At 54.6% G+C, this 19,911-nt stretch carries 18 protein-coding genes; all 18 read right to left on the bottom strand.

What is annotated here, in order from left to right; all coding sequences use genetic code 11:
• Positions 1-9: 9 nt before the first annotated feature.
• The 18 genes from AC3ZPD_RS09180 to AC3ZPD_RS09095 all read right to left on the bottom strand — a co-directional run bounded on the left by AC3ZPD_RS09180 (position 10) and on the right by AC3ZPD_RS09095 (position 19,813).
• On the bottom strand, positions 10-1,350 hold the full coding sequence (locus AC3ZPD_RS09180) for a UDP-glucose dehydrogenase family protein (protein WP_490983993.1): 1,341 nt from the start codon (positions 1,348-1,350) through the stop codon (positions 10-12).
• Entirely contained in the window at positions 1,347-2,456 is a 1,110-nt protein-coding gene (locus AC3ZPD_RS09175) for a glycosyltransferase (protein ID WP_490983992.1), read from the bottom strand. Before AC3ZPD_RS09175 ends, AC3ZPD_RS09180 begins: the two co-directional genes overlap by 4 nt.
• Before the next feature lie 28 nt (positions 2,457-2,484).
• Positions 2,485-3,633, bottom strand: a complete 1,149-nt coding sequence (locus AC3ZPD_RS09170) for a glycosyltransferase family 4 protein (RefSeq protein WP_490983991.1) — start codon at positions 3,631-3,633, stop codon at positions 2,485-2,487.
• Positions 3,630-4,826, bottom strand: coding sequence for a glycosyltransferase family 4 protein (locus tag AC3ZPD_RS09165; RefSeq protein ID WP_490983990.1), 1,197 nt, complete (start codon positions 4,824-4,826; stop codon positions 3,630-3,632). The genes AC3ZPD_RS09170 and AC3ZPD_RS09165 overlap by 4 nt, the downstream gene beginning before the upstream one ends.
• Positions 4,813-5,673 (bottom strand): glycosyltransferase family 2 protein, encoded by an 861-nt coding sequence (locus tag AC3ZPD_RS09160; RefSeq protein ID WP_490983989.1) that lies wholly within the window; start codon positions 5,671-5,673, stop codon positions 4,813-4,815. The genes AC3ZPD_RS09165 and AC3ZPD_RS09160 overlap by 14 nt, the downstream gene beginning before the upstream one ends.
• Positions 5,674-5,692: 19 nt before the next feature.
• Positions 5,693-7,072, bottom strand: coding sequence for a lipopolysaccharide biosynthesis protein (locus AC3ZPD_RS09155; RefSeq protein WP_490983988.1), 1,380 nt, complete (start codon positions 7,070-7,072; stop codon positions 5,693-5,695).
• The gene (locus AC3ZPD_RS09150; RefSeq protein WP_490983987.1) at positions 7,038-8,522 is read right to left on the bottom strand and encodes an O-antigen ligase family protein; all 1,485 of its coding nucleotides are present in this window, start codon (positions 8,520-8,522) and stop codon (positions 7,038-7,040) included. The genes AC3ZPD_RS09155 and AC3ZPD_RS09150 overlap by 35 nt, the downstream gene beginning before the upstream one ends.
• A complete protein-coding gene (locus AC3ZPD_RS09145; protein ID WP_490983986.1) occupies positions 8,519-9,043 on the bottom strand; it encodes a VanZ family protein in 525 nt (174 codons plus the stop codon). The genes AC3ZPD_RS09150 and AC3ZPD_RS09145 overlap by 4 nt, the downstream gene beginning before the upstream one ends.
• Positions 9,036-9,836, bottom strand: coding sequence for a WecB/TagA/CpsF family glycosyltransferase (locus AC3ZPD_RS09140; protein WP_490983985.1), 801 nt, complete (start codon positions 9,834-9,836; stop codon positions 9,036-9,038). Before AC3ZPD_RS09140 ends, AC3ZPD_RS09145 begins: the two co-directional genes overlap by 8 nt.
• A 14-nt stretch (positions 9,837-9,850) precedes the next feature.
• Entirely contained in the window at positions 9,851-11,191 is a 1,341-nt protein-coding gene (locus tag AC3ZPD_RS09135) for an O-antigen ligase family protein (protein WP_490983984.1), read from the bottom strand.
• A gap of 15 nt (positions 11,192-11,206) precedes the next feature.
• Entirely contained in the window at positions 11,207-12,142 is a 936-nt protein-coding gene (locus tag AC3ZPD_RS09130) for a glycosyltransferase (RefSeq protein WP_490983983.1), read from the bottom strand.
• 31 nt (positions 12,143-12,173) lie between these two features.
• The gene (locus AC3ZPD_RS09125; RefSeq protein WP_490984296.1) at positions 12,174-12,875 is read right to left on the bottom strand and encodes a sugar transferase; all 702 of its coding nucleotides are present in this window, start codon (positions 12,873-12,875) and stop codon (positions 12,174-12,176) included.
• A gap of 21 nt (positions 12,876-12,896) precedes the next feature.
• Positions 12,897-13,790 carry a UTP--glucose-1-phosphate uridylyltransferase GalU gene (galU, locus tag AC3ZPD_RS09120; RefSeq protein WP_490983982.1) on the bottom strand — a complete coding sequence of 298 codons (894 nt, stop codon included), beginning with the start codon at positions 13,788-13,790 and terminating at the stop codon, positions 12,897-12,899.
• A 26-nt stretch (positions 13,791-13,816) separates the two neighbouring features.
• A complete protein-coding gene (locus tag AC3ZPD_RS09115) occupies positions 13,817-14,458 on the bottom strand; it encodes a CpsD/CapB family tyrosine-protein kinase (RefSeq protein ID WP_490983981.1) in 642 nt (213 codons plus the stop codon).
• Positions 14,442-15,185: a YveK family protein gene (locus AC3ZPD_RS09110; RefSeq protein ID WP_490983980.1), complete on the bottom strand. Its 744-nt coding sequence runs from the start codon at positions 15,183-15,185 to the stop codon at positions 14,442-14,444. Before AC3ZPD_RS09110 ends, AC3ZPD_RS09115 begins: the two co-directional genes overlap by 17 nt.
• A gap of 397 nt (positions 15,186-15,582) precedes the next feature.
• Positions 15,583-16,215: a response regulator gene (locus AC3ZPD_RS09105; RefSeq protein ID WP_490983979.1), complete on the bottom strand. Its 633-nt coding sequence runs from the start codon at positions 16,213-16,215 to the stop codon at positions 15,583-15,585.
• A 26-nt stretch (positions 16,216-16,241) separates the two neighbouring features.
• The gene (locus AC3ZPD_RS09100; RefSeq protein ID WP_490983978.1) at positions 16,242-17,876 is read right to left on the bottom strand and encodes a sensor histidine kinase; all 1,635 of its coding nucleotides are present in this window, start codon (positions 17,874-17,876) and stop codon (positions 16,242-16,244) included.
• Between the two features lie 578 nt (positions 17,877-18,454).
• Positions 18,455-19,813 carry an MATE family efflux transporter gene (locus AC3ZPD_RS09095; RefSeq protein WP_490983977.1) on the bottom strand — a complete coding sequence of 453 codons (1,359 nt, stop codon included), beginning with the start codon at positions 19,811-19,813 and terminating at the stop codon, positions 18,455-18,457.
• Positions 19,814-19,911 lie beyond the last annotated feature (98 nt).

Here is a 19,911-nt window from a genome sequence, read left to right as displayed (position 1 = left end):
TCCACCCCTTTACAGAACCTCCGCAATTTTGCGGGGATATTCGGAATAAGCGCCCATTTGCGGTCTGCCGACGGAGATATACTCCAGTCCGGTGCCTTCGATTTGATCACGTCCGTAAACGTTCCGTCCGTCGATCAGGACCGGCTGCCTCATCAAGAGGGCCAGCTTATGCAGGTTGATCTCCTTGAACTCGTTCCAATCGGTCAGCAGGCAAACCGCATCGCAGCCTCCTGCCGCCTCTTCGGCTGAGCTGCACCAATGCAGCCCCGGATGGTCGAACTGCTGCCGGAAATTGTCCAGCGCAATCGGATCGTACAGCTTGACGACCGCGCCTTCTCGGATCAGCGTTTCGACGATCTCCAGCGCCGGAGCGTCCCGGATGTCGTCGGTATCCGGCTTGAAGGATACGCCCCAAATGCCGATGCGTGCGCCTTTAAGCGTTTCGAGCGTCTCCTTCAGCTTGGCGATGACGTTATAACGCTGGCCCGTATTAACTTCCACCACGGACTTCAGCAGCTTGAATTCGTAATCCACGTTGCCGGCAATCTGGATCAGCGCTTTGGTATCCTTCGGGAAACAGGAACCGCCGTAACCGATGCCCGCACGCAGGAAAGAGGAGCCGATGCGCTGGTCGCTGCCCATGCCTTTGGCAACCTCCGTGACATCCGCGCCTACCTTTTCGCATATGTTGGCAATTTCGTTGATAAAAGAAATCTTTGTCGCCAGGAAAGCGTTGGAAGCATATTTGATCATCTCCGCGCTGCGGATATCGGTCACAAAAATGTTGTCCGTATAAGATCTGTGAAGTTCCGTAAGCGTCCCTTCGAGCTCGGGGTTGTCAAGACCGATCACGACGCGGTCCGGCTTCAGCGTATCCTGGATCGCCGTGCCTTCGCGCAGGAATTCGGGGACGGAAGCCACATCAAACGTAAAGGAGGTATGGGCGGCGATTACCTGGCGGATTTTCTCGTTGGTGCCCACCGGTACGGTGCTTTTGGTCACGATGATTTTGTAACCGTTCATGGCTTCTCCGATATCGGCGGCCGCCCGCTCGATATACTGCAGGTTGGCTTCGCCGCCCGGCAGCGAAGGCGTGCCGACCGCCAGAATGATCAGCTCGGAGCGGCGGACGGCCTCTTGGAAGTCGGATGTGAAGGATAAACGTCCCTCGCGGACATTTTCCTCCATCAGCTGTTCGATGCCCGGCTCATAAATAGGGGACTGCAGGCGGTTCAGCTTGTCGATCTTGCTTTGATCCAGGTCTACGCAAACGACCTCATTTCCTTTCGAAGCAAAACATACTCCCGAGACAAGCCCTACATAACCGGTTCCAATGACTGCCAACTTCATGATCCGCTTCCTCCCTTTAAAAAGTTTACATAAGCCTGTTCCACGTATTGCTTAAACTGCTCTTTGAACGTATCCTCGTCGAATTTCTTCGCATGGCCCATGATCTGGTCGGCGTCCCAGGCATGTCTTTCCACCTCGGCCACCGCCGCGAGCAGATCATCCACCTTCTGGTTCCGGAAAAAAACGCCGTTCACGTAGGGCACGATCGTGTCGAGCGCTCCTCCCGCCTGGTAAGCGATGACCGGACGCCCTGCGGCATTCGCTTCCAGCGGCGTGATGCCGAAATCTTCCTCCCCCGGAAAAATGAACGCCCGGCACTTCGACATCAGCTTGTTGACCTGGGCGTCGCCCAGACGGCCGAGAAACTTGATATTCCCTTTCGCCATATCGGCCAGACGCTTGCGGTCGGGTCCGTCGCCGACGATGTACAGCGGCAGACCGCTTTGGTTAAAAGCTTCGACGGCCAAATCGATCCGCTTGTAGGACACCAGCCGCGAGACGATGAGGTAATAGTCCTCCACCTCGGCCGATTTCTGAAACCGGGAGGTATTGATCGGCGGAAAAATCACTTCGGCATCGCGCTGATAGTAGTTCTGGATGCGGCGCTGCACGACCGAAGAGTTCGCCACAAACTGGTTGACGTGGGAAGAAGTCCGCTGATCCCACGATTTAAGCTGCTGGATGTACACCTTCAGCAGTTTCTTCACCATGCCCGGCTGGCTCTCGCGCTCCATGTAGGTGTCGTAATCCCAGGCAAACCTCATCGGCGTATGACAGTAGCAAAGGTGAAAGGTCCCTTTGGGCACCTGAATGCTTTTGATAAAAGCGCTGCTGGAGCTGAGGACAATGTCATAACCCCGAAAGTCGAAATTGCGGATCGCCAGCGGGTAGAGAGGCAGCATCTTTTTAAAGTTCGTCTTCACGCCCGGAATGTTCTGCAGCCAGGTCGTCCGGATGTCCGCGTTTTTCAGCGAGTCCGGCAGACGGCTGTCGTGAGAAACGGTGGTGAAGATCGGCGCATCCGGGTACATGTCGTGGAGCACCTCCACCACTCTTTCCGCCCCGCCCATCTGTATCAGGTAATCGTGAGCAATTGCCATTTTCATCCCAATCATCCTTTAGCCCGAAGGTCGGTTAAACTGTTGAAAGCAGACCTTGGTAATATTCAACGATGTCCTTGACCGTATTTTCGATGACAAAACGTTCCTTCACCCGCTCGATGCCTTTCTGGCCCATCCGCTCGCGCTCCTCCGGATGCTCCAGCATCCACCGGATCGCCTGCGCAAGCTTCTCCGGCTTGCCCGGCTCGATCAGCATTCCCGTCTGGCCCGGAACCACGATTTCAACCGGTCCGCCTTCGTTGGAGGCGATCACCGGCAGGCCTGCGGCCATGCCCTCCACGATAACCTGGCCAAAAGGCTCCGGCGTGATGGAGGTGTGCACCAGCAGGTCCGCCGAAGCCATCAAGGCCTGGACGTCGTCCACATGCCCGAGCATGGAGACGTTGGTCAAACCGTTAGCTTGCATCTCACCCAGCAGCTGGTCCTTATAGGCCTCTTCGCCGAACAGGGCGTCGCCGGCCAGCCAGAAGCTGACCCGCGGGTCGCTCTTAAACGACTTGGCCGCTTCCAGCAGCACGTGCTGGCCTTTCCAGTGAGCCAGGCGGCCGACCAGCAGCACGTTGAACTGCTGTCCGGGTCCGGATCCGGCGGCGCGGCGTTTCTCGCCGACGGCTTTCGCAAACGCCGAATACACGACCAGCGTCTTCTTGGACTTCGGCAGCTCCAGCGCGTTCAGCGTGGAGTTGGAGTTCGCGATGACGCCGTTCGGCAGGCTCCGCGACATGAGCCGGATCGCTTTGGCGACAACCGGCTTCAGGTAAGGCGGGCCGATATGATCCCGGATATGCCAGATCAGCGGAACGCCGGCTTTTTTGGCGGCTATCGTGCCGTATAAGGCGGATTTAAGCGAGTTGGTGTGCACGCAGGCCACCTTCTCTTCCTTGAGCAGCGGAGCCAGCTTTCTGCCGTAACCGAGCAGCTTCAGCGCCGCTCCGGCAATTCCCGGACTTAAGGCGTTCCGTCCTCTTGTCCGCACGCGTTCATCCAGCGGCACAACCCGGACATCGATGCCGCGTTCCCGCAGCCTGTCGGCCAGCGCTCCTTCCTCCGCAAGGATCACAAGGGGCTCCACATGTTCGCCGACGTTGGTCAGGATGTTGAACAAGGCGACTTCGCCGCCGCTCCATTTGGCGGTATGGTCGATATAAGCGACTTTGATCATCCCGACACCGCCTCCTTTCCGAGCGTTTCGTAAAATAAGTCCTGCACCTGCCCGGCTACGCCAGGCCAGGTGTATTTCTCCAGCACATGACCGCGGCACTGCTCGCGGTCCGGCAGCAGGCGGCGGTTATCGAGCATCCGGATCAGGCCGTCCGCGATATCGGAGCTGTCTGCGCTTTTAAACAGAAGCTCCGGCCGGAACGCGCTCAGGATTTCCCGGTTGCCGCCCACCGGCGTGGCCATGACCGGCAATCCCGCCGCCAGCGCTTCGACCGTAATTAGCCCAAAGCCCTCCAGCGCCTGGGTCGGCACGACGAACATATCCGCCGCCTGGTAATAGGAAGGCAGCTCTTCGTCGGGAATATAACCGAGCAGGCGGACCTTGCTCGACAGGCCGTAATCGGCGATGCGGCTCTCCAGCTCGGCCCGCAGCGGACCGCGGCCGCCGATCAGGAGGATCGCGTTCGGGAACTGGGCCGTCACCTTTTTCCAGGCGTCCAGCAGCTGAAGCAGCCCCATCCGGTTGACCAGCCGACGGACGGTAAGCACCGTGGTAGCCCCTTCCGGCAGATTCAGCTGCCTGCGGACGGCCAGCCGGTTGCTGGCCGGGGTAAAGCGATGGATATCCGCCGCTCCCGGGATGATCGAAATTTTATGCAGCGGCACCCCGTATTGGGTGTGCAGGATGTCGCGGAACGTTTCGCTCAGCACGATGAAGCGGTCCGCCAGCCGGTAGGCTTTGCGTTCAATCGCTTTTGCGATCGTCGTTTTGACGCGGTGCTGAAGCCCGCGGCCTTCGATTTTCATCTCTTCGTTCCACGGACCGTGAAAGGTCATGACGACCGGAATGCCCCGTTTCTTGGCTTCGATTGCCGGGCCGACCCCGTACGGCGCAAAATGAGAATAAAGCACGTCGACATGTCCCTGATTCATCCTTTCGGCGGCCAGCCGCTGGAAGGCGTCTTTGCGTTTCCAGATCGTCATGCCCGGCTCTCCGGCCAGATGGATGTCCAGCCCCTCCCGGACCTGCGGCTTCTCGGCGCTGTAGATCAGGGCCTCCACTCGATTGTTCTCCGCAAGCTGCTCGCAGATCGATCTGAAATAGGTGTTTAGTCCTCCGGGCTGAAATGTAGGCCAGCTCATGCCGGTTGTCATGATTCGGAGCCCTTCCCGGAGCCCTTCATTGTACGGCATAACTCGTCTCCCCTTTCTTTTCGGATTCGGCAGTCGCCGCCCGCGCTCTGGAAGGCTGATGCTGATCCAGCCTTTTGCGGGCTGAAGTCAGCTCGTAATGCTTGAAGCAAGCCAGGAATTCATACATCATCCAAAAGACGGCCACGGCAAATCCGGCCACGCCTTTGCGGTAAAGGCCATGCAGGAAATATTTCTGCACGAACCGGGCCGGCGGGCGGAACAGCAGGTTGAAGACCCGAAAGGGCTTGCGTCCGCGCAGGGCGGTTTGGGCTTCCAGATCCGTATATTTGTTGAAGCGGTTCACATGGTCGTTGATGCTGCGGAAGCCGTAATGCCACAAAACGCCGTTCAGCTTTACGATCTTGGAGGTTTCCACGTCAGGCATCTCATGAACGAGGGAATCCGAGATTTTGTATGCGCTGCGGTTGTACAGCCGCACCAGATACTCTCCCTTATCAAGCCAGCGTCCCAGAAAGTCCCCGATCCGGTATACCGAATAGGCCGCTGTGGGGTCGGACAATCCGGGTTTCAGTTTCAGCAGGGAAGCGGCCAGCTTGGTGTCCACCACCTCATCCGTATCGATGACAAATATCCAATCATAGGAAGCCTGATTTTCCCCGAATTGCCGCTGTTTGGCATAACCGGGCCAAGCGTTCTCATACACGCGGCACCCCAGCGCTTCGGCGGTGGCTACTGTGCCGTCTTCACTCCCTCCATCGACAACGACGATTTCATCCGCAAATGAGCGGCATGATGCAACAGCATCAGGAATGCGTTGTTCGTCATTCTGGGCTATGATGACGACTGAAATTCGGTTGTCCTTAGAACCAACGGTCATAGGATGCATGGCGTGTACCCTCTCCTTTCTACATGTTCACTGATTTTTTGCGCAGTGTGGAATGGATCGTCCTCCGCAGCCACAAGATGTCTTCTTTGGTGACCCATAGCGGTGGGATTTTGATTTTTAACGTGTATTTGAAGTTAAGCAGAATGAAGACAAACCGGATCAGTACCGAAGCCAGCATCGCATATCCGGCTCCTATCAGGCCGAAATGGGGAACGACCAGAAACAGCAAGGGTACGACTAGCGCCAGGCCCAGCCCTTGAAGCAGCGTGACGACCTTCGGTTTGCCGAGAGCCATAAAGGCCTGGGCCAAAACCATCGTCCCCCCTCCAATCGCCGTCTGCAGCAGCAGCAGCCGGAAAACGGTAAGCGCCGCTTTGAACTCGGCGCCGTACAGCAGGGTCAGCACGTAAGGCGCAATCAGCATCAGCGCAAGCGAGGCGAGCAGCGTCGCCGCCGTGCTGATCCGGAACGCGCGGAAGGTGATATCAACCGCCTCTTGCTTGTTCAGGCTGCTAGCCTTCGGAAACAACACGACGATAATGGAGTTGGAGAAAACGCTGACCATTTTCGCCAGGCTGACCGCTACCGCGTAAAGCCCCAGATCCGACGGGTTCAGCAGGCCCGCAATGAGGATCTGGTCGATATATAAGGAAACCTGCCCCATCAAATCGTTGCCGTAGGAGCCTAATCCGTAAGTAAACAGCCGTTTGAAATTGTCCAGGCTCACCTTAAGCTGCCTGCCGTAGATGCGGAGCATCCTTACCGTCATGGCGATGTAAAACGGCACGGCGGGCAGCAGGTAAGCCACGGCCGACGTATGGGCATTCATGGTGCCGGTGAGGATCAGAACGACCAGCATCAGCAGCGTGGTCAGCGGCACCAGGTAACGGATCCTGTTGTACTGCCTGTACTCGTCCCTGACCTGAAGAATCGCGTTGTTGATCTGCGAAATCACGATTAGGGGACACAGGATCATCGACCATTGCGAGAACAGGACCACGTCGCGGTCAAAGGAGTCGAGCCACATCGGAAGGACCAGAATGCCAACCGCCATAGCCACGCCGCCGAAACCGACGCCCATCAAAAGGGCCGTCGCATACAGCCCTCCTGTCTGCTCCGCCCTTCTCTTCGCGTTAAACACGAGAGCGGAGGGAATGCCGAAGGTCATGCAGAAAGCCAGAAATTGCGACCAGTTTACCATGGCCGTCTGTTCCCCCCGCCCCGTCGGTCCGAGGAAGCGGGCCGTCAGGACGCCGGTCACCATGTTGATGAGCAAAACAAAAATGCTGAAAAACATCGTTTTGAGCGCCGCCGAGCTGTGCGCCTTGCTGCTGGCAAACCGGCTGAACGTGCTGAAGAGGCTCCTACCGGGGAACGACTTCACGTTGGACTGCTCCATAGCTCTCCTCCTTTCGCTGCAGCATGGCTGATCGGGCTCCAAGCCCGATGCCGATCAGCATCCAAATCAGATAACCGCGCATGCCTGGAAATCCGTTATCCGAGAACAAGCTGGCCACCGCTCCCGCCCAAACCGCCAAAGAAAGCCTTGCATAAAGCTGCATCGGCCCTTTGCGGAGCACCGCGGCAATAATCGATCTGACCAGCAGGCCAAGCGCTCCGAAGAAACAAAGTCCGCCCGCCACTCCAAAAGTAAGCAGCAAAGCCAGAAAACCGTTGTCCATAATGCCGTATTCCCCGAGCTCGCCCTCATTGCCAAGTTTGGTTCCGGTCCCCACGCTGCCGATGCCCTGACCGGCCGGATTGTGCAGCACCATCGGCAGCATCGTGTTCAGCAGGTCAAGCCGCTCGTTATAAGAATGGTCTTCTTCGATCGAACCCAGCGTCTGCATCCTCGCCGTAAGGCCTTCTGCGCCGGGCAGCTTCGGCAGCGCCCAGGTTACGACGAGCGCAACCAGCGCCAGCTGAAGCAGCGTTCTCCATTTCCTTTTGGAAGAAGAGGTAGCGATATAGACCAGCAGCATGACGATAATCATTAGCCAGGAGGAGCGCACCAGTGTCGTCAGCAGGCAAAAAGCGACCAGAAGCACGCCTAACCAGCCGAGGGTTCCTCTCCATCTCTTCTCCAGCACCATAGGGACCACCGCGCAGGCCAGAAACCCTGCCGCCGGACCCGGCGAATTCAACGTGGAGAACACCCGGATTTCAAGCGGTTCGGGAAACCCGATGGAGTTCATCTCCACATGGTTCATCCAGAAGGCGTCCCACGGCGGGACGACCAGGTATTGGATAATGCCGTAAACGGCGACCAGAACGGCTATATTGCCGTAGCCGGACAGGATTTTATCCGTTTCCTCCGGACTGAAGCGTTTGATCGCAAAAAAAGGAAGCAGCAGCATCGGAATCGCATAGTTGGCCAAATCGTAAACAAAACTTGTTCCGTTCCTCGCAAGCCCGATTACACTTCCGTACAGAAGAGCCACCCCGAAATACAGCAGCACTTTCCTGCCGGGTTTCTCCATCAGGTGGATGCCCCGCAAAACCGGAATGACCGTCATCGAACTGGCCAGGAGCGGCGCCAAGCTGAGCACGGAAACAGAGGTATATTCACCGCCTATCCAGTCAGATAGCCTTCTGATTTCCGGACCGATCGCCCAGACAAACAGACCGTAGGTCACCAGATATTTCGAGCCGCTTAAAGCAAGCAGGAAGGCCGGAAACAGCAGGAGCAGCAGCAGCAAACCCTGCTGGCTGAGCGCGGGACTCAGCTTCGCGCTGACCGAACCGATGGCAAAAGGAAGCACGATGCAGGCAGCGCCGGCGGCCGCCGTGAACCCAAGAGATTTTCCGCGGCTTTGCGCAAATCGTACAAAGAAATCCGTCGGTTTCATAATGTCCTCCCGTTTACGGCGGGACTGTCCTTCCGCCGTTTGGTTCTCAGCTTCTCCCAGCTGGCATATAGTAAAATCCCGACCAGGGAACCCGCCGTATCCAGCAAAATATCCTCCGGATGGGGTCCTCGGTCTTTGACGAAAATCTGATGAAATTCATCCAGAGACGCATAACCCGCGGCGGTCAGCAGCGTGGGCCACACCGCCATGGACATTCCCGGCCTGAAGAAGGTCCGGATGGCCCAGATCAGGCAAAATCCGAGAATGCCGTACTCCAGCAGATGGGCGCATTTGCGGAGCAGAAATTCCGCTACGGCTGCGGAGCCTTCTTTTTTGCCGTCCACCGTCTGGGAACCGTAATGAATGGTAACATCCGAGAGATGGCGGCTGACGCTGCCGCTTCCCAGCCATTCGGCGAGCGGCTTTTTGATCGTCTGCTGTTCGTAGGACTGGGACGAGAACAGAAAGATCAGCAGCATGACTCCGGCAGGCAGCCACAACAGGCGCGCCGGTTTATTCATGATCGTCCGCGGAATTCAGCACATCCGCCTCCTCCCTTCTCCGTTTGCCATGTTTGAAATATTCCTTCATGAGTAGCGCGACGAACCGGGAGTCGTCTATCAGATATCTTTTCCAGAGCCGCCGAGGTTCCTGGGCCAGCCGCCAAAACCATTCAAAGCCCGTCTTCTGCATGAAATCCGGGGCCCGTTTTACGGAGCCGGACAGGAAATCGAAGGTTGCGCCTACGCCGATGGAGACCGGGGCCCTGTATTCCAGATAATTGCGGTAAATCCACTTCTCCTGCTTGGGCGCCCCCACCCCGACGAATACGATATCCGGCTGGGTGTCGATCAGCATGCGGACGATATATTCGTTTTCTTCCGCATTTTTCTCAAAGCCGTAAGAAGGGGAATAACAGCCGACCACGTTGATGCCGGGATACTGGCGTTTCAGATTCCGGCTTGCCATCTCCGGCACCCCGTTTGCGGAGCCTAGAAAAAACAGCCGGTATTTCCGTTTCTCGAAATCGCTCCCGAGCCGGTGAAAGAGATCGGACCCGGACACCTTTTGCTTCAGCGGGCTGCCCAGCAGTCGCGAGGCCCAAATAATCGGCATGCCGTCGGCGACGATGGCACCGGCTTTCGAATAAACGTTTCTAAACTCCGAATCCTTCTGCAGCTTGATCAAATGATCCACGTTGCAGGTCAGGATATAGGAATGCCTCCGGTTCTGGATCGAATAATCGATATACTCCAGCAGATCGGCGAAATCGTAGTTATTGAAATTGACATCAAACAGATTAACTTGGCTCATCGTATCACTTCTCTTTAAGAGGAATCGTTTGACCCGGGCCTGGAATAGCGGTACAGACCGTTCAAATACCAGCAGAACGGAATAATGAACTGCACGGTAGACAACGTGTTGTCAGAAAAGGAATAAATCAGGAACGCCGCAATCAGCCCGATATAATAAGGTCTGATCGCTGCCGGCAGCACCTTGTAGATTTTGCAGAAAACGATAAACAGCGAAAGGAACAGCAGCGCGGCGCCTACGTAACCGGTATCTACGTAAAACCGGATATATTCGTTATGCGGAACTACGAAACCCGAAAACAAAGTGCCGTCGTTCGCTACCGTTACGGAGCCCAGCCCCCTCCCGGCCAACGTATGGCCGTCCACCTGTTTCAGAAAGTAAGCCCAGGCTTCGGACCGTCCCGACAAGTCAACGGCATCGTCCGTCGATCTTTCGAAGGAACGTTTCTTCATGTTGTCCCACTGCAGCGCTACCGCTGCGGCAATGACGACCGCAGCTCCGGCCAGCGGAATGATCAGCTGGGCTTTGCCCTTCAAATATTCCCGCGCCAAATCGTAGAAATAATAAAGCGCCAGAAAAACCATCGCCAGAATCGGCCCCCGGGTTCCTGTCGCAATCAGAATCCCGAAATTAACCGCCATGACGGTATAAAAAAATTTCGGGTTTGCCCCGTTCCGCTTCAGCTCTACAAACGGAATCGCGGTTCCCAGAAACGAAAGCATCGCGAGATGCGGCGGAATGTTTGCCCCCTGCAGCCGGATAGCGCCGGTGAATTCAACGTCCAGCAGCTGATGCACGTGCAGGAGCTGCAGGATGACGCCGACGCTGACGCTTACGATAGGGAGCAGGCAAATGATTTTCATCTGCCGCTCGGCCACTTCCTTTTTCCACTTGATAAGCAGAAAAAAGAAGGGAAGGGACAAGCCGATAAACGACTTGACCGCAATGGAAGCGGTCAGCAGCGGAAGCCAGGTGGAGAAAAAGAAGGTGATCCCCAGCATCGCGATCAGCGCCAGCACCGGGTATACGAATTTCAGCGAAATGCCGTATATAAGGATGCAGGGCATAAGCAGCGCCAAAATGGCCAGTTTGTATAAGGACAAAATTTCAATGCCGAACAGCGATCCGCTGTACAGGTAATCCACCGATAAAGCCGTCGACAGCAGAACCAGATAGCTGATGCGGTGCGGATGCCGGATTGTAAAAGCCAGCAGGAGGACCAGAACCGCCAAGGCGGCGCATGCTCCGGGCTGATAAATCACGGCTCCTCCAAGCAGCAGGGCCGACAGCAGGACGGCCAGCACGGCGCCTATCGGATACATATTCCGCCTTGCCGCCCACCATTCATTGATCATAGCCAACTTCCCACCTCACTCTGTGCCCGGTTCCCTTCCGCGGCTCAGCACGGTATGCAGAGTTCCGCGGATGCTCTCCATTCTGCATTGATTCAGCAGCCTTGCGGTTTCATCTCTGGCAAACAGCTTGCTCACCGAGACGTACAATACTTTGGCGGCCGTTTTGCCGAGCAAAAAACAGGTGGACCCCAGTCCTTCCCGCTTCATGCCGTTTGATATTCCTTGAAAATAATAACGTTTCAAAATCCATTCCTTGTTCAGCCGGCTTGAGGGAACAAAATGCTCGACCTCCATCCGGGGATGATAAACGATTTTGCCGCCGCCGCGGCGGATCTGGTCAAAGATCCAGGTCTCCTCCCCGGACAGCAGCAGATTTCCTTTGCGGCCCAACTCCAGCGGAAACAGCCCTTTGTTAAAAACCTCGCGGCGCATCGCCATGTTTGCTCCATATGGATGCAAGGAAGAGGGATATTCTTTGACGGAATTTCCCAAGTCCACAATCGTGTACGGAAGCTCGAAAGGTCCGGACAGCCAGCCCGGACGTTCGCTTTCGAACAGCGGATGGATTTTTCCGCCCATGGCATCGACCTCCGGTCTTTCGTCAAACGTGGACAGGATGGCCTCGATCCAGCCGGCCGACGGAATCGCATCATCATCCAGGAAGGCAATAACCTCGGCTTTTGCAGCAGCGATCCCGGCATTTCTGGCCGCCGACAACCCCTGCCTGGATTCAAACACGTAATGGCAGGGCGCCGGGAGCATGCCGCGTTTCACGAAACGTCCCACTACCTCTCGGGTATCGTCCGTGGACCGGTTGTCCACCACGATGATCTCAGCCTGCTCCAAGCCTTCAAGATCCTTCAGCGACTCCAGCGTTTTGCGGAGCAAAACGGCGCGGTTGTATGTGCAGATCACAATCGAAAGCTCAGGTTTCCCGCTCCCGTAAGGCATCAGATCACCCTACTTTCCTAAAGGTTTCCGTTTAGTACGCATCTTTGGAATTGATCATCTTAAAGCCGGTAAGCATAATAATTTTCAGATCCAGCAAGATACCGCGTTCTTTGATGTAGGTCAAATCCATCTGCACCATTTCTTCGAATCCGACGCTGTTGCGGGCGCTGACCTGCCAATACCCCGTGCAGCCCGGCGTGACCTTCAGACGCTGCTTGTGGTAATCGGTATACTGGGCGACTTCATCGGGAAGCGGCGGCCGCGGACCAACAAGGCTCATATTGCCGAGCAGCACGTTCCAGAGCTGGGGAAGCTCGTCGATGCTCGTTTTGCGGAGAAACCGTCCGGTGCGGGTAATGCGGGGGTCGTTTTTCATCTTAAACATCGCTCCGCTGACCTCGTTGTACTTCATGAGCTCTTTCTTGAGCTCTTCGGCGTTCGAGACCATGGATCTGAATTTGTACATTTCGAAGGGGCGTTCGTCTTTGCCTATCCGGGTCTGTTTGAAAAATACTTTGCCGCCCGGATCCTCCACTTTGATGCAGATCGCCGCGATCAGGAATACCGGTGCCGTCAGCACCAGCCCGATGCAGGAAAGCATGATATCCAGAAGCCTCTTCATGAAGAGATACATGGAGCCGGGGATCGTTTGAGTCTCCTCGTACCTCTTGTAAAAAACGTTTTGCGTGGGCATGGCATAGTCCATTTCTTCGGGAAGGTTAGGCTTAGGCATGCTCATTTATCGCAACTCCTCTCAACCGATCATGGTTGTTCTTTGTTCGTTCCGCTCTAAATACTCCGCCATGGCATCCAATACAGGGTAACGCAAATCCTCGCTTTGCATCGCAAATTCCAGCGTCGTCAAAATATAACCGAGGCGTTCGCCGACATCAAAACGGGTGCCTTCAAAATCGTAAGCGTAAACGCGTTCGCTTTGATTTAGCTTTTGGATGGCGTCCGTCAGCTGGATTTCGCCGCCCACGCCTTTTTCTTGCAGATCGAGATATTTGAAGATTTTTGGGGTAAATACATAACGACCCATAATTGCCAGATTGGAAGGCGCTGTACCCGGAGACGGTTTCTCCACGAAATTATTTACGCGGTACAAGCGGTCCTGCTGGAAGTCGGGTTCAATAATGCCGTAACGGTGAGTCAGCTCATCGGGAACCTGCTGGACGCCGATCACCGAATTTTGCGTTTCTTCATACTGGTCGATCAGCTGTTTAAGGCAAGGCTTCTGGCCGGTCACGATGTCGTCTCCGAGCAGCACGCCAAAAGGTTCGTCGCCGATAAAACGGCGGGCGCACCATACGGCATGGCCGAGGCCTTTGGGTTCTTTCTGGCGGATATAGTGGATTTCCACTTTCGCCGATCGTTGAACCTCCTTCAGCAGCTCAAGCTTGCCGTCTTCCAGCAGCCTGGATTCCAGTTCGAAGGCATTATCGAAATGGTCTTCAATGGCCCGTTTGCCTTTACCGGTTACGATAATGATATCTTCGATGCCGGATTCGATCGCTTCCTCGACGATATACTGGATCGTCGGTTTGTTGATGATCGGGAGCATTTCCTTCGGCATCGCTTTGGTTGCCGGCAGGAAACGAGTGCCAAGACCTGCTGCGGGGATGATTGCCTTTTTAACCTTTTTCATCGTGTACCCTCCCAAGTGATTTGAAATTATTTGACCTGATTCATCGCAATCCCGAGCACGTTTGCTCCGGCTTGATCGATATATTGCTTAGCCTTGCTTACGGCTTCCCGTTTCGTCCGTCCATGCCGGACGACGAGCACCGTCCCGTCGGTTAAAGAAGCCAGCACGCGGGCGTCGGCCCAGTTCAGCACGCCGGCTGAATCCAGCAGCACGACATCATATTCCTGCCTCAGCTTGGCCAGCAGCTCGCCCATCCGCTCACTGCCGAGCAGCTCCGCCGGATTCCAGGGCTCGGCGCCGGCCGTAACGACGGCCAAATCCGAAATGGAGCTGGGCCGGACGATCGCTTCGGCTTCGCAGGCGCCCCTCAAATATTCGGAAAGGCCGTTTCCGTTGTTCAGGCCGTAAACCAGATGCAAAGCGGGTTTTCTCAGGTTAGCGTCGACCACGCAAACCTTCTTGCCCTCCTGGGCGAAAGACACGGCCAAGTTTGAGACCAGCACGGTTTTGCCTTCCCCTTCACCTGCGGAAGTCAGCAGCAGTGCGGTGCCGTTGTCTCCGGCGCCGCGCAGATGCTGGCGGATATATACCCGAAGCGCCCTGACGGATTCGGCTGCCGCCGAAGACGGATTTCGTTCGGCCACTAGGCTGTCATTTAAGCGCAGCATAAGACGGTTCCTCCACTCTTCCGGTGATTTGCGCCGACGATTTACCGGCCTGCTTCTTCGACATCATCGGCACGCTTGCGATAACCGGCAGGCCAAACCATTCTTCGGTTTCCTTCTCCGTACGCACCGTGTTGTTGATGCTTTCCAGAAAAAGTATGACGCCGATGGCGACCATCAAAGAAACGATAAAGCTGATCAGCAGATTCATCATCACGCTTCCGTTGGCCGGACCGGGATGAGCTTCGGTATCCGCCGCCGTGAGCAGCTTTACGTTATTCAGATTCATTAACGTCGGGATATCGTTGATGAAAGTCGCAGACACCGCGTTGATGATTTCGGCGGCTCTGGTATAGCTTTCATCCGTTGCATTCAGGTTCATGACCTGGCTTTTCTCCGAAACCTTCACTTCCAGCTTCTTGGCCAGTTCTTCCTCCGTGAGTCCAAGCTGAGGGTAATTCGCAACCACTTCGCCCAAAATTTTTGGCGACTCCATGATTTCCTTATAGCTCTGGACCAGATTCAAACTCGTATTGAGATCGTTCAGGTTGTTGCTGCCCTGGACAGGATTGATAGAGTTGACGATCAATTGGCCGGAAGCAGCATAAACCGGTGTAACAAACGTCTTGCTAACATAGTAGGTGGTGGCACAGGCGATCAATACGAATACGAATATGATCCACAGCTTCTTTTGGATGATATGGACATAATCCAAAATCGTTTTTTCCATCGGTATCCCCCTTTCCGTTATCAACCGTTCCGCCCTGGAAACGGCTTGATCCGGCATCCGCCAAATCATCGCTACCTCTTATTGATGTTTTCATTCTAGCAATTACATGTGAAATTACATGACTCCTTGGATTACTTTAGGGTTAACTTTCGTGGAAACGGGGGTGCTACTTGTGAACATGCAAAAAGTATACTTTTGTACCATGCAAAAAAAACGCTCGACGCAGGCAGTGAATGTAAGCGTTTCCTTAGAGTGACGCGGGTTTGCGCCCATAAAAAAGACGCGGATGCCCTCATCCGCGTCTCTCGTATTCCGCTTCTTATCCGTTTCGCTGCTGCTCGTTTCAGCAGCTTTAGAACAGGGCGGAAATCCACTGTTTTTGTCAAAACCAATACGTTTAATTTGTCGCCTCGTATTTGCACAATCCGATCGAATTGGCATAAAGGGCGGCTTGGGTCCGGTCCGCCACCTGAAGTTTCGCCAAAATCTGACTGACATGCTTCTTGACCGTATATTCGCTGATAAACAGCCTTTGGGCAATTTCACGGTTGCTGCAGCCTTGTCCAAGCGAAATAAGGACTTCCTTCTCCTTCGGCGTCAGTTCATCCGCCGGGCTCATCTCATTGTCCTGCAGACGGCTGGTCACCAGACCGGGATCATAATATTTGCGGCCTTTATGTACCAGATGGATCGCATACAGCAGTTCTTCCGGCAGCGCTTCTTTCATGACGTATCCGTCCACCTGGATCTCTTCGGCCCGTTTAAAGTCCTCGCGGCTGGCCGAAGAGGTCAGCAGGACAAACTTGCTGCGGATCCCCATGCGCCTGGCGGCCACAATGACGTCGAGACCCGACTCTTCGGCAAGCTTAAGATCCAAAAGCACCAAATCAGGACTTGTATTCTCAATAACGCTTAAAGCTTCACGCTTGTTTGTCGCTTCGCCAGCAAAGTGGACGTCCGGCTGCATGGATATAACGGCAGCCAGTCCTTTCCTCACAAGCGGATGGTCATCTACAATGACGATTTTCATCGTTAAGCAGCCTCCTCAGCGTAACTTTATTTGTATTCAAGAACGCCGACCGGTATCCATAATTCAATTTGGGTGCCGGAGCCGACCGCGCTGGAAATGTTGATTTCCCCGCCAAGCGACTTCGTTAAATAATTCATGTTGTGCATGCCCAGCCCGCCTTCCGGCTCCTTGGCCGCTGCGCTTTCCAGATCAAAGCCGAGCCCGTTGTCCGAGACGGACAGCTTGATCCACTCCGGGCGCAGGGACAACTCCACGCGGACCAGCTTGGCTTTGCCGTGGCGGATTGAATTCCCCGTCGCTTCCGAAATGATGCGGAACAAAGCTTTTTGATAATGATAAGGCAGCCCGTAGTCATCCCCGCTGACCTTGAGGTCGATTTCCACGCCGTTCAGCCTGGAAAGGGTGCTGAGATGGGAACGGACGGTACCGAGCCAGTTCTGCCCGCCGCTTTTCTTCGAGCTTAAGCTGTGAATGGTCTTGCGCAGCTCCTTGGCCACCATCGTCGCGCTGTCCTTGATGAGATCGATTTGCTCCTCAAGCTTCTCTTCCGGCAACTGTCGCCAGGTTTGCTTCAGGGAGTGGGCGGCATAAACGATCCCGAACAGGCTTTGCGAAACGCTGTCATGCATTTCGTCGGCAATCCGGTTTTGCTCGTTGATGATCATCAAACGGTTCTCCGTAACGGTCAGCTCGTGGCGCTCCAGAATAATCGAGCTGATCTCCTGCAGCAGAATCAGCTGCTGGGCCAGCCAGCGGTTCACTTCCATTTTGTCTATGGCTTCCAGCCTGACGCCGATCATGCCTACGAAACGCGTATTCATCCTGACCGGCATAAACAAAAAGTCGCCGAAATGCTCAATGCCCCTGTAAAAAGGTTCGTCGTTTTTCCTCCACTCCTCCAGATGCTTCTCCATATGGGCGAACAGGAGGGCTTCCTCCGTTTTGTTCCACCCGGTTTGACGGCTGGCGGGAGTAACATCTCCCGGCCTCGGGGCAAACCAGAACAAAGCTTTCGGAAGTTTCGTCAGCTTGACGACGCAATCGGCGATGATCTGGCCGATATTCATAAATTCATGGTGACTGGCGGTTTCGACGATATGATAAATCGATTTGATATGCTCCAGCGTCTCGTCCGTCCGCTCGTTGGCGCGGTCCAGCTCCCGCAGCACTCTCCCGATGAGCTGCATCGCAACGACCACCACCACAAGCGCGGCGATCAAGCCGGAGTTTTTAAAGGCGAAGTCGGGTACATTTTTTAACTCTAAATTCAAAAAAATATAAAATACGGTGCCAAGAACACCGATATAACTGACTAGCAGGCTCCAAGCAAACCAAGCGCTAAGCAGCTCGGAAGCCACCATGAGCGGATTTAGAGCATACCACTTGAACGGGCTGTCCATTCCTCCGGTCGGAAACAGCAGCAGCACAATAAACGCCATCTCGCAGATTACGGCTAGCTGAATGGCAGCCGGCTTATTGGAGTAATGACGGTATAAGCTGACGGTAACGGGGACAGTTCCCAGAAGCGCAATAATAATTCCTAACCTGATCCATAAGGGAATGCTTGAAGGATTAAACAAATAGACCAGCGATATCAGAGACAGAGAACCGTAGCGCGTAAATCTCCACGTGTTGTGTTCAAATGCTGACTTGGATTTCATCCCACCACCCTATTCTTTCGCTTCACGAAACCGTAGTTCGCTTTTTGAAGAACGGAATCAGGTTTATTTGGATGATACATAAAAAGGAAATTGATAACAAGCCTGACCGCTTCCAAAAAGCGCTTACATTCGATATTAGAATCGAAATTCCTATAATTTTTTTGTTAAAATTCCCGGTTTCTAAACCGTTTGTCCTAGAGCTGATGATCACAAGATGACGTAATTAGGGTTAGTACTCTATACCCAATTTCCTTGCTCTATAACCATTTTCAGTAAGAAAAAAGATGGTTCCTGAAAAAACGAGTTTCTTCGACTTTCCCTTTTCGTAATTCGAAAAAAATCGAATCCCGCCTCACTGCGCTGCGGGAGAGGCAAAAGCTGTTCCTGCTCAGCGGCAGCAGTGCCCTTCTCTTTTCACTCCTTGCTCCTTAAATGCAAAAACGGCGCCCCGGACTCCTAAGAAGCCCTGGACCGCCGCCGCATGATGAAACCGGACCACCACCGGTTCCTAAACCCTTTATTCTCATATACCGCAATGCTGGACGCGTTGTGACGGTTGACCGTCAGCCATATTCGGCTCAGGCCGCTTTCCCGAAAGTCCGGATCCACCGGAAACGGTTCACCTTCACCAAAGCGACAAAACATTTCAGGATCTGGTCGGACTTCAGGCAAATAAACACGGCCAGCGGAGACCAATGCCAGACAAATGCCGCCAAAGCCGAAGAAGGCAGCACCACCAGCCACATAAAAATCGTATCGTTATACAGCACAAATTTGGTATCCCCGCCGCTCCTTACAATCCCGGTCAAAGCCGGCATCTGGTAAGCCGTCCCGATGACCGTGACGGATAACACCGTCATAAACTGCAGCGCCAGATCTTTCGCATCGCCGGAAATGCTGTAGAACCGGAGCACGTAATCCTTGCCGGCAAACAGCAGAACGGCGGTAACGAGCCCGATAATGACATACAGCAGCTGGAGCGTTTTGGCGTACGGCTTCACGAGCTCCATCCTGCCCTGGCCGATCGTTTTGCCGATCACCACCGAAGTCGCGCTGGCCGATGCATAGGTAATAACCGTCACGATTTGAAAAACCGTGGTCGCGATGCTGTTCGCGGCGATCGCCGAAGCTCCCATATGTCCCAGGATGGCGGTTTGCGCGCCCATCGCCGCCCCCCAGATCGTGTTGGACATCAGAATCGGGGAGCCGACCTTCAAATACTGCCTGAACAAAGCGGCATTTAGGGTCAGGAGTTCCCTGAAGCGAAGCAAAATCTTGGCGTCATACCGTTTGATATACACCGTCACGATGATTGTCTCCAAAATGCGGGCGGTTAAGGTCGCAATCGCCGAACCCCGGATGCCGAGCTCCGGAAACCCAAGCTTGCCGTAGATCAGGATATAGTTCAGGCAAATATTGATGATCAACGTGGACATGGACACGACAAATCCGATTTTTACCGTCTCCACGCTGCGCAGGGAAGCCAGCAGAATATTGGTCACCGCAAAAAACAGGTACGAAAAACAAATGATCCGCAAATACCGGGCTCCCTCGGCGATTACCGCTTCGTCTCCCGTGAATACCGATAATGAGGCATGAGGGAAAAAGAAAACGATGGCCCACATCACGGCGCTCAGCAGCAGCGCAATCCGCATGCCGATGGCCGCAGCCTGCTTGACGGTTTGAATATCCTTGCCTCCCCAGGCCCGGGCGGACAAAATGACAACGCCTTCACAAGTGCCCATAACAAGCATCTGCAGCAGGAACTGGATTTGGTTGGCGAGCGCTACTCCTGACAACGCAGCCTCGCTGTAGCCGCCGATCATCAGGTTGTCGGACAAGTTAACCCCGAAGGAAATCAGGTTTTGCAGCCCGATAATCATCGTTAAATAAAAAAAAGTCCGGTAAAAGGGTTTTTCACGCACAAATAAACTCAACGGCTGTTCCCTTCTTTGTTAAGTATTTTAAACCCACTATATAACAACTCCCCGGATTTATCAGCTTAAATTTGAGGTTCGGGCAAAAACAAACAGAA

This window comes from Paenibacillus mobilis, assembly GCF_058267595.1.
Note: the sequence above shows the minus strand (reverse complement) of the source record. Positions and strands in the feature narration are given on the sequence as shown.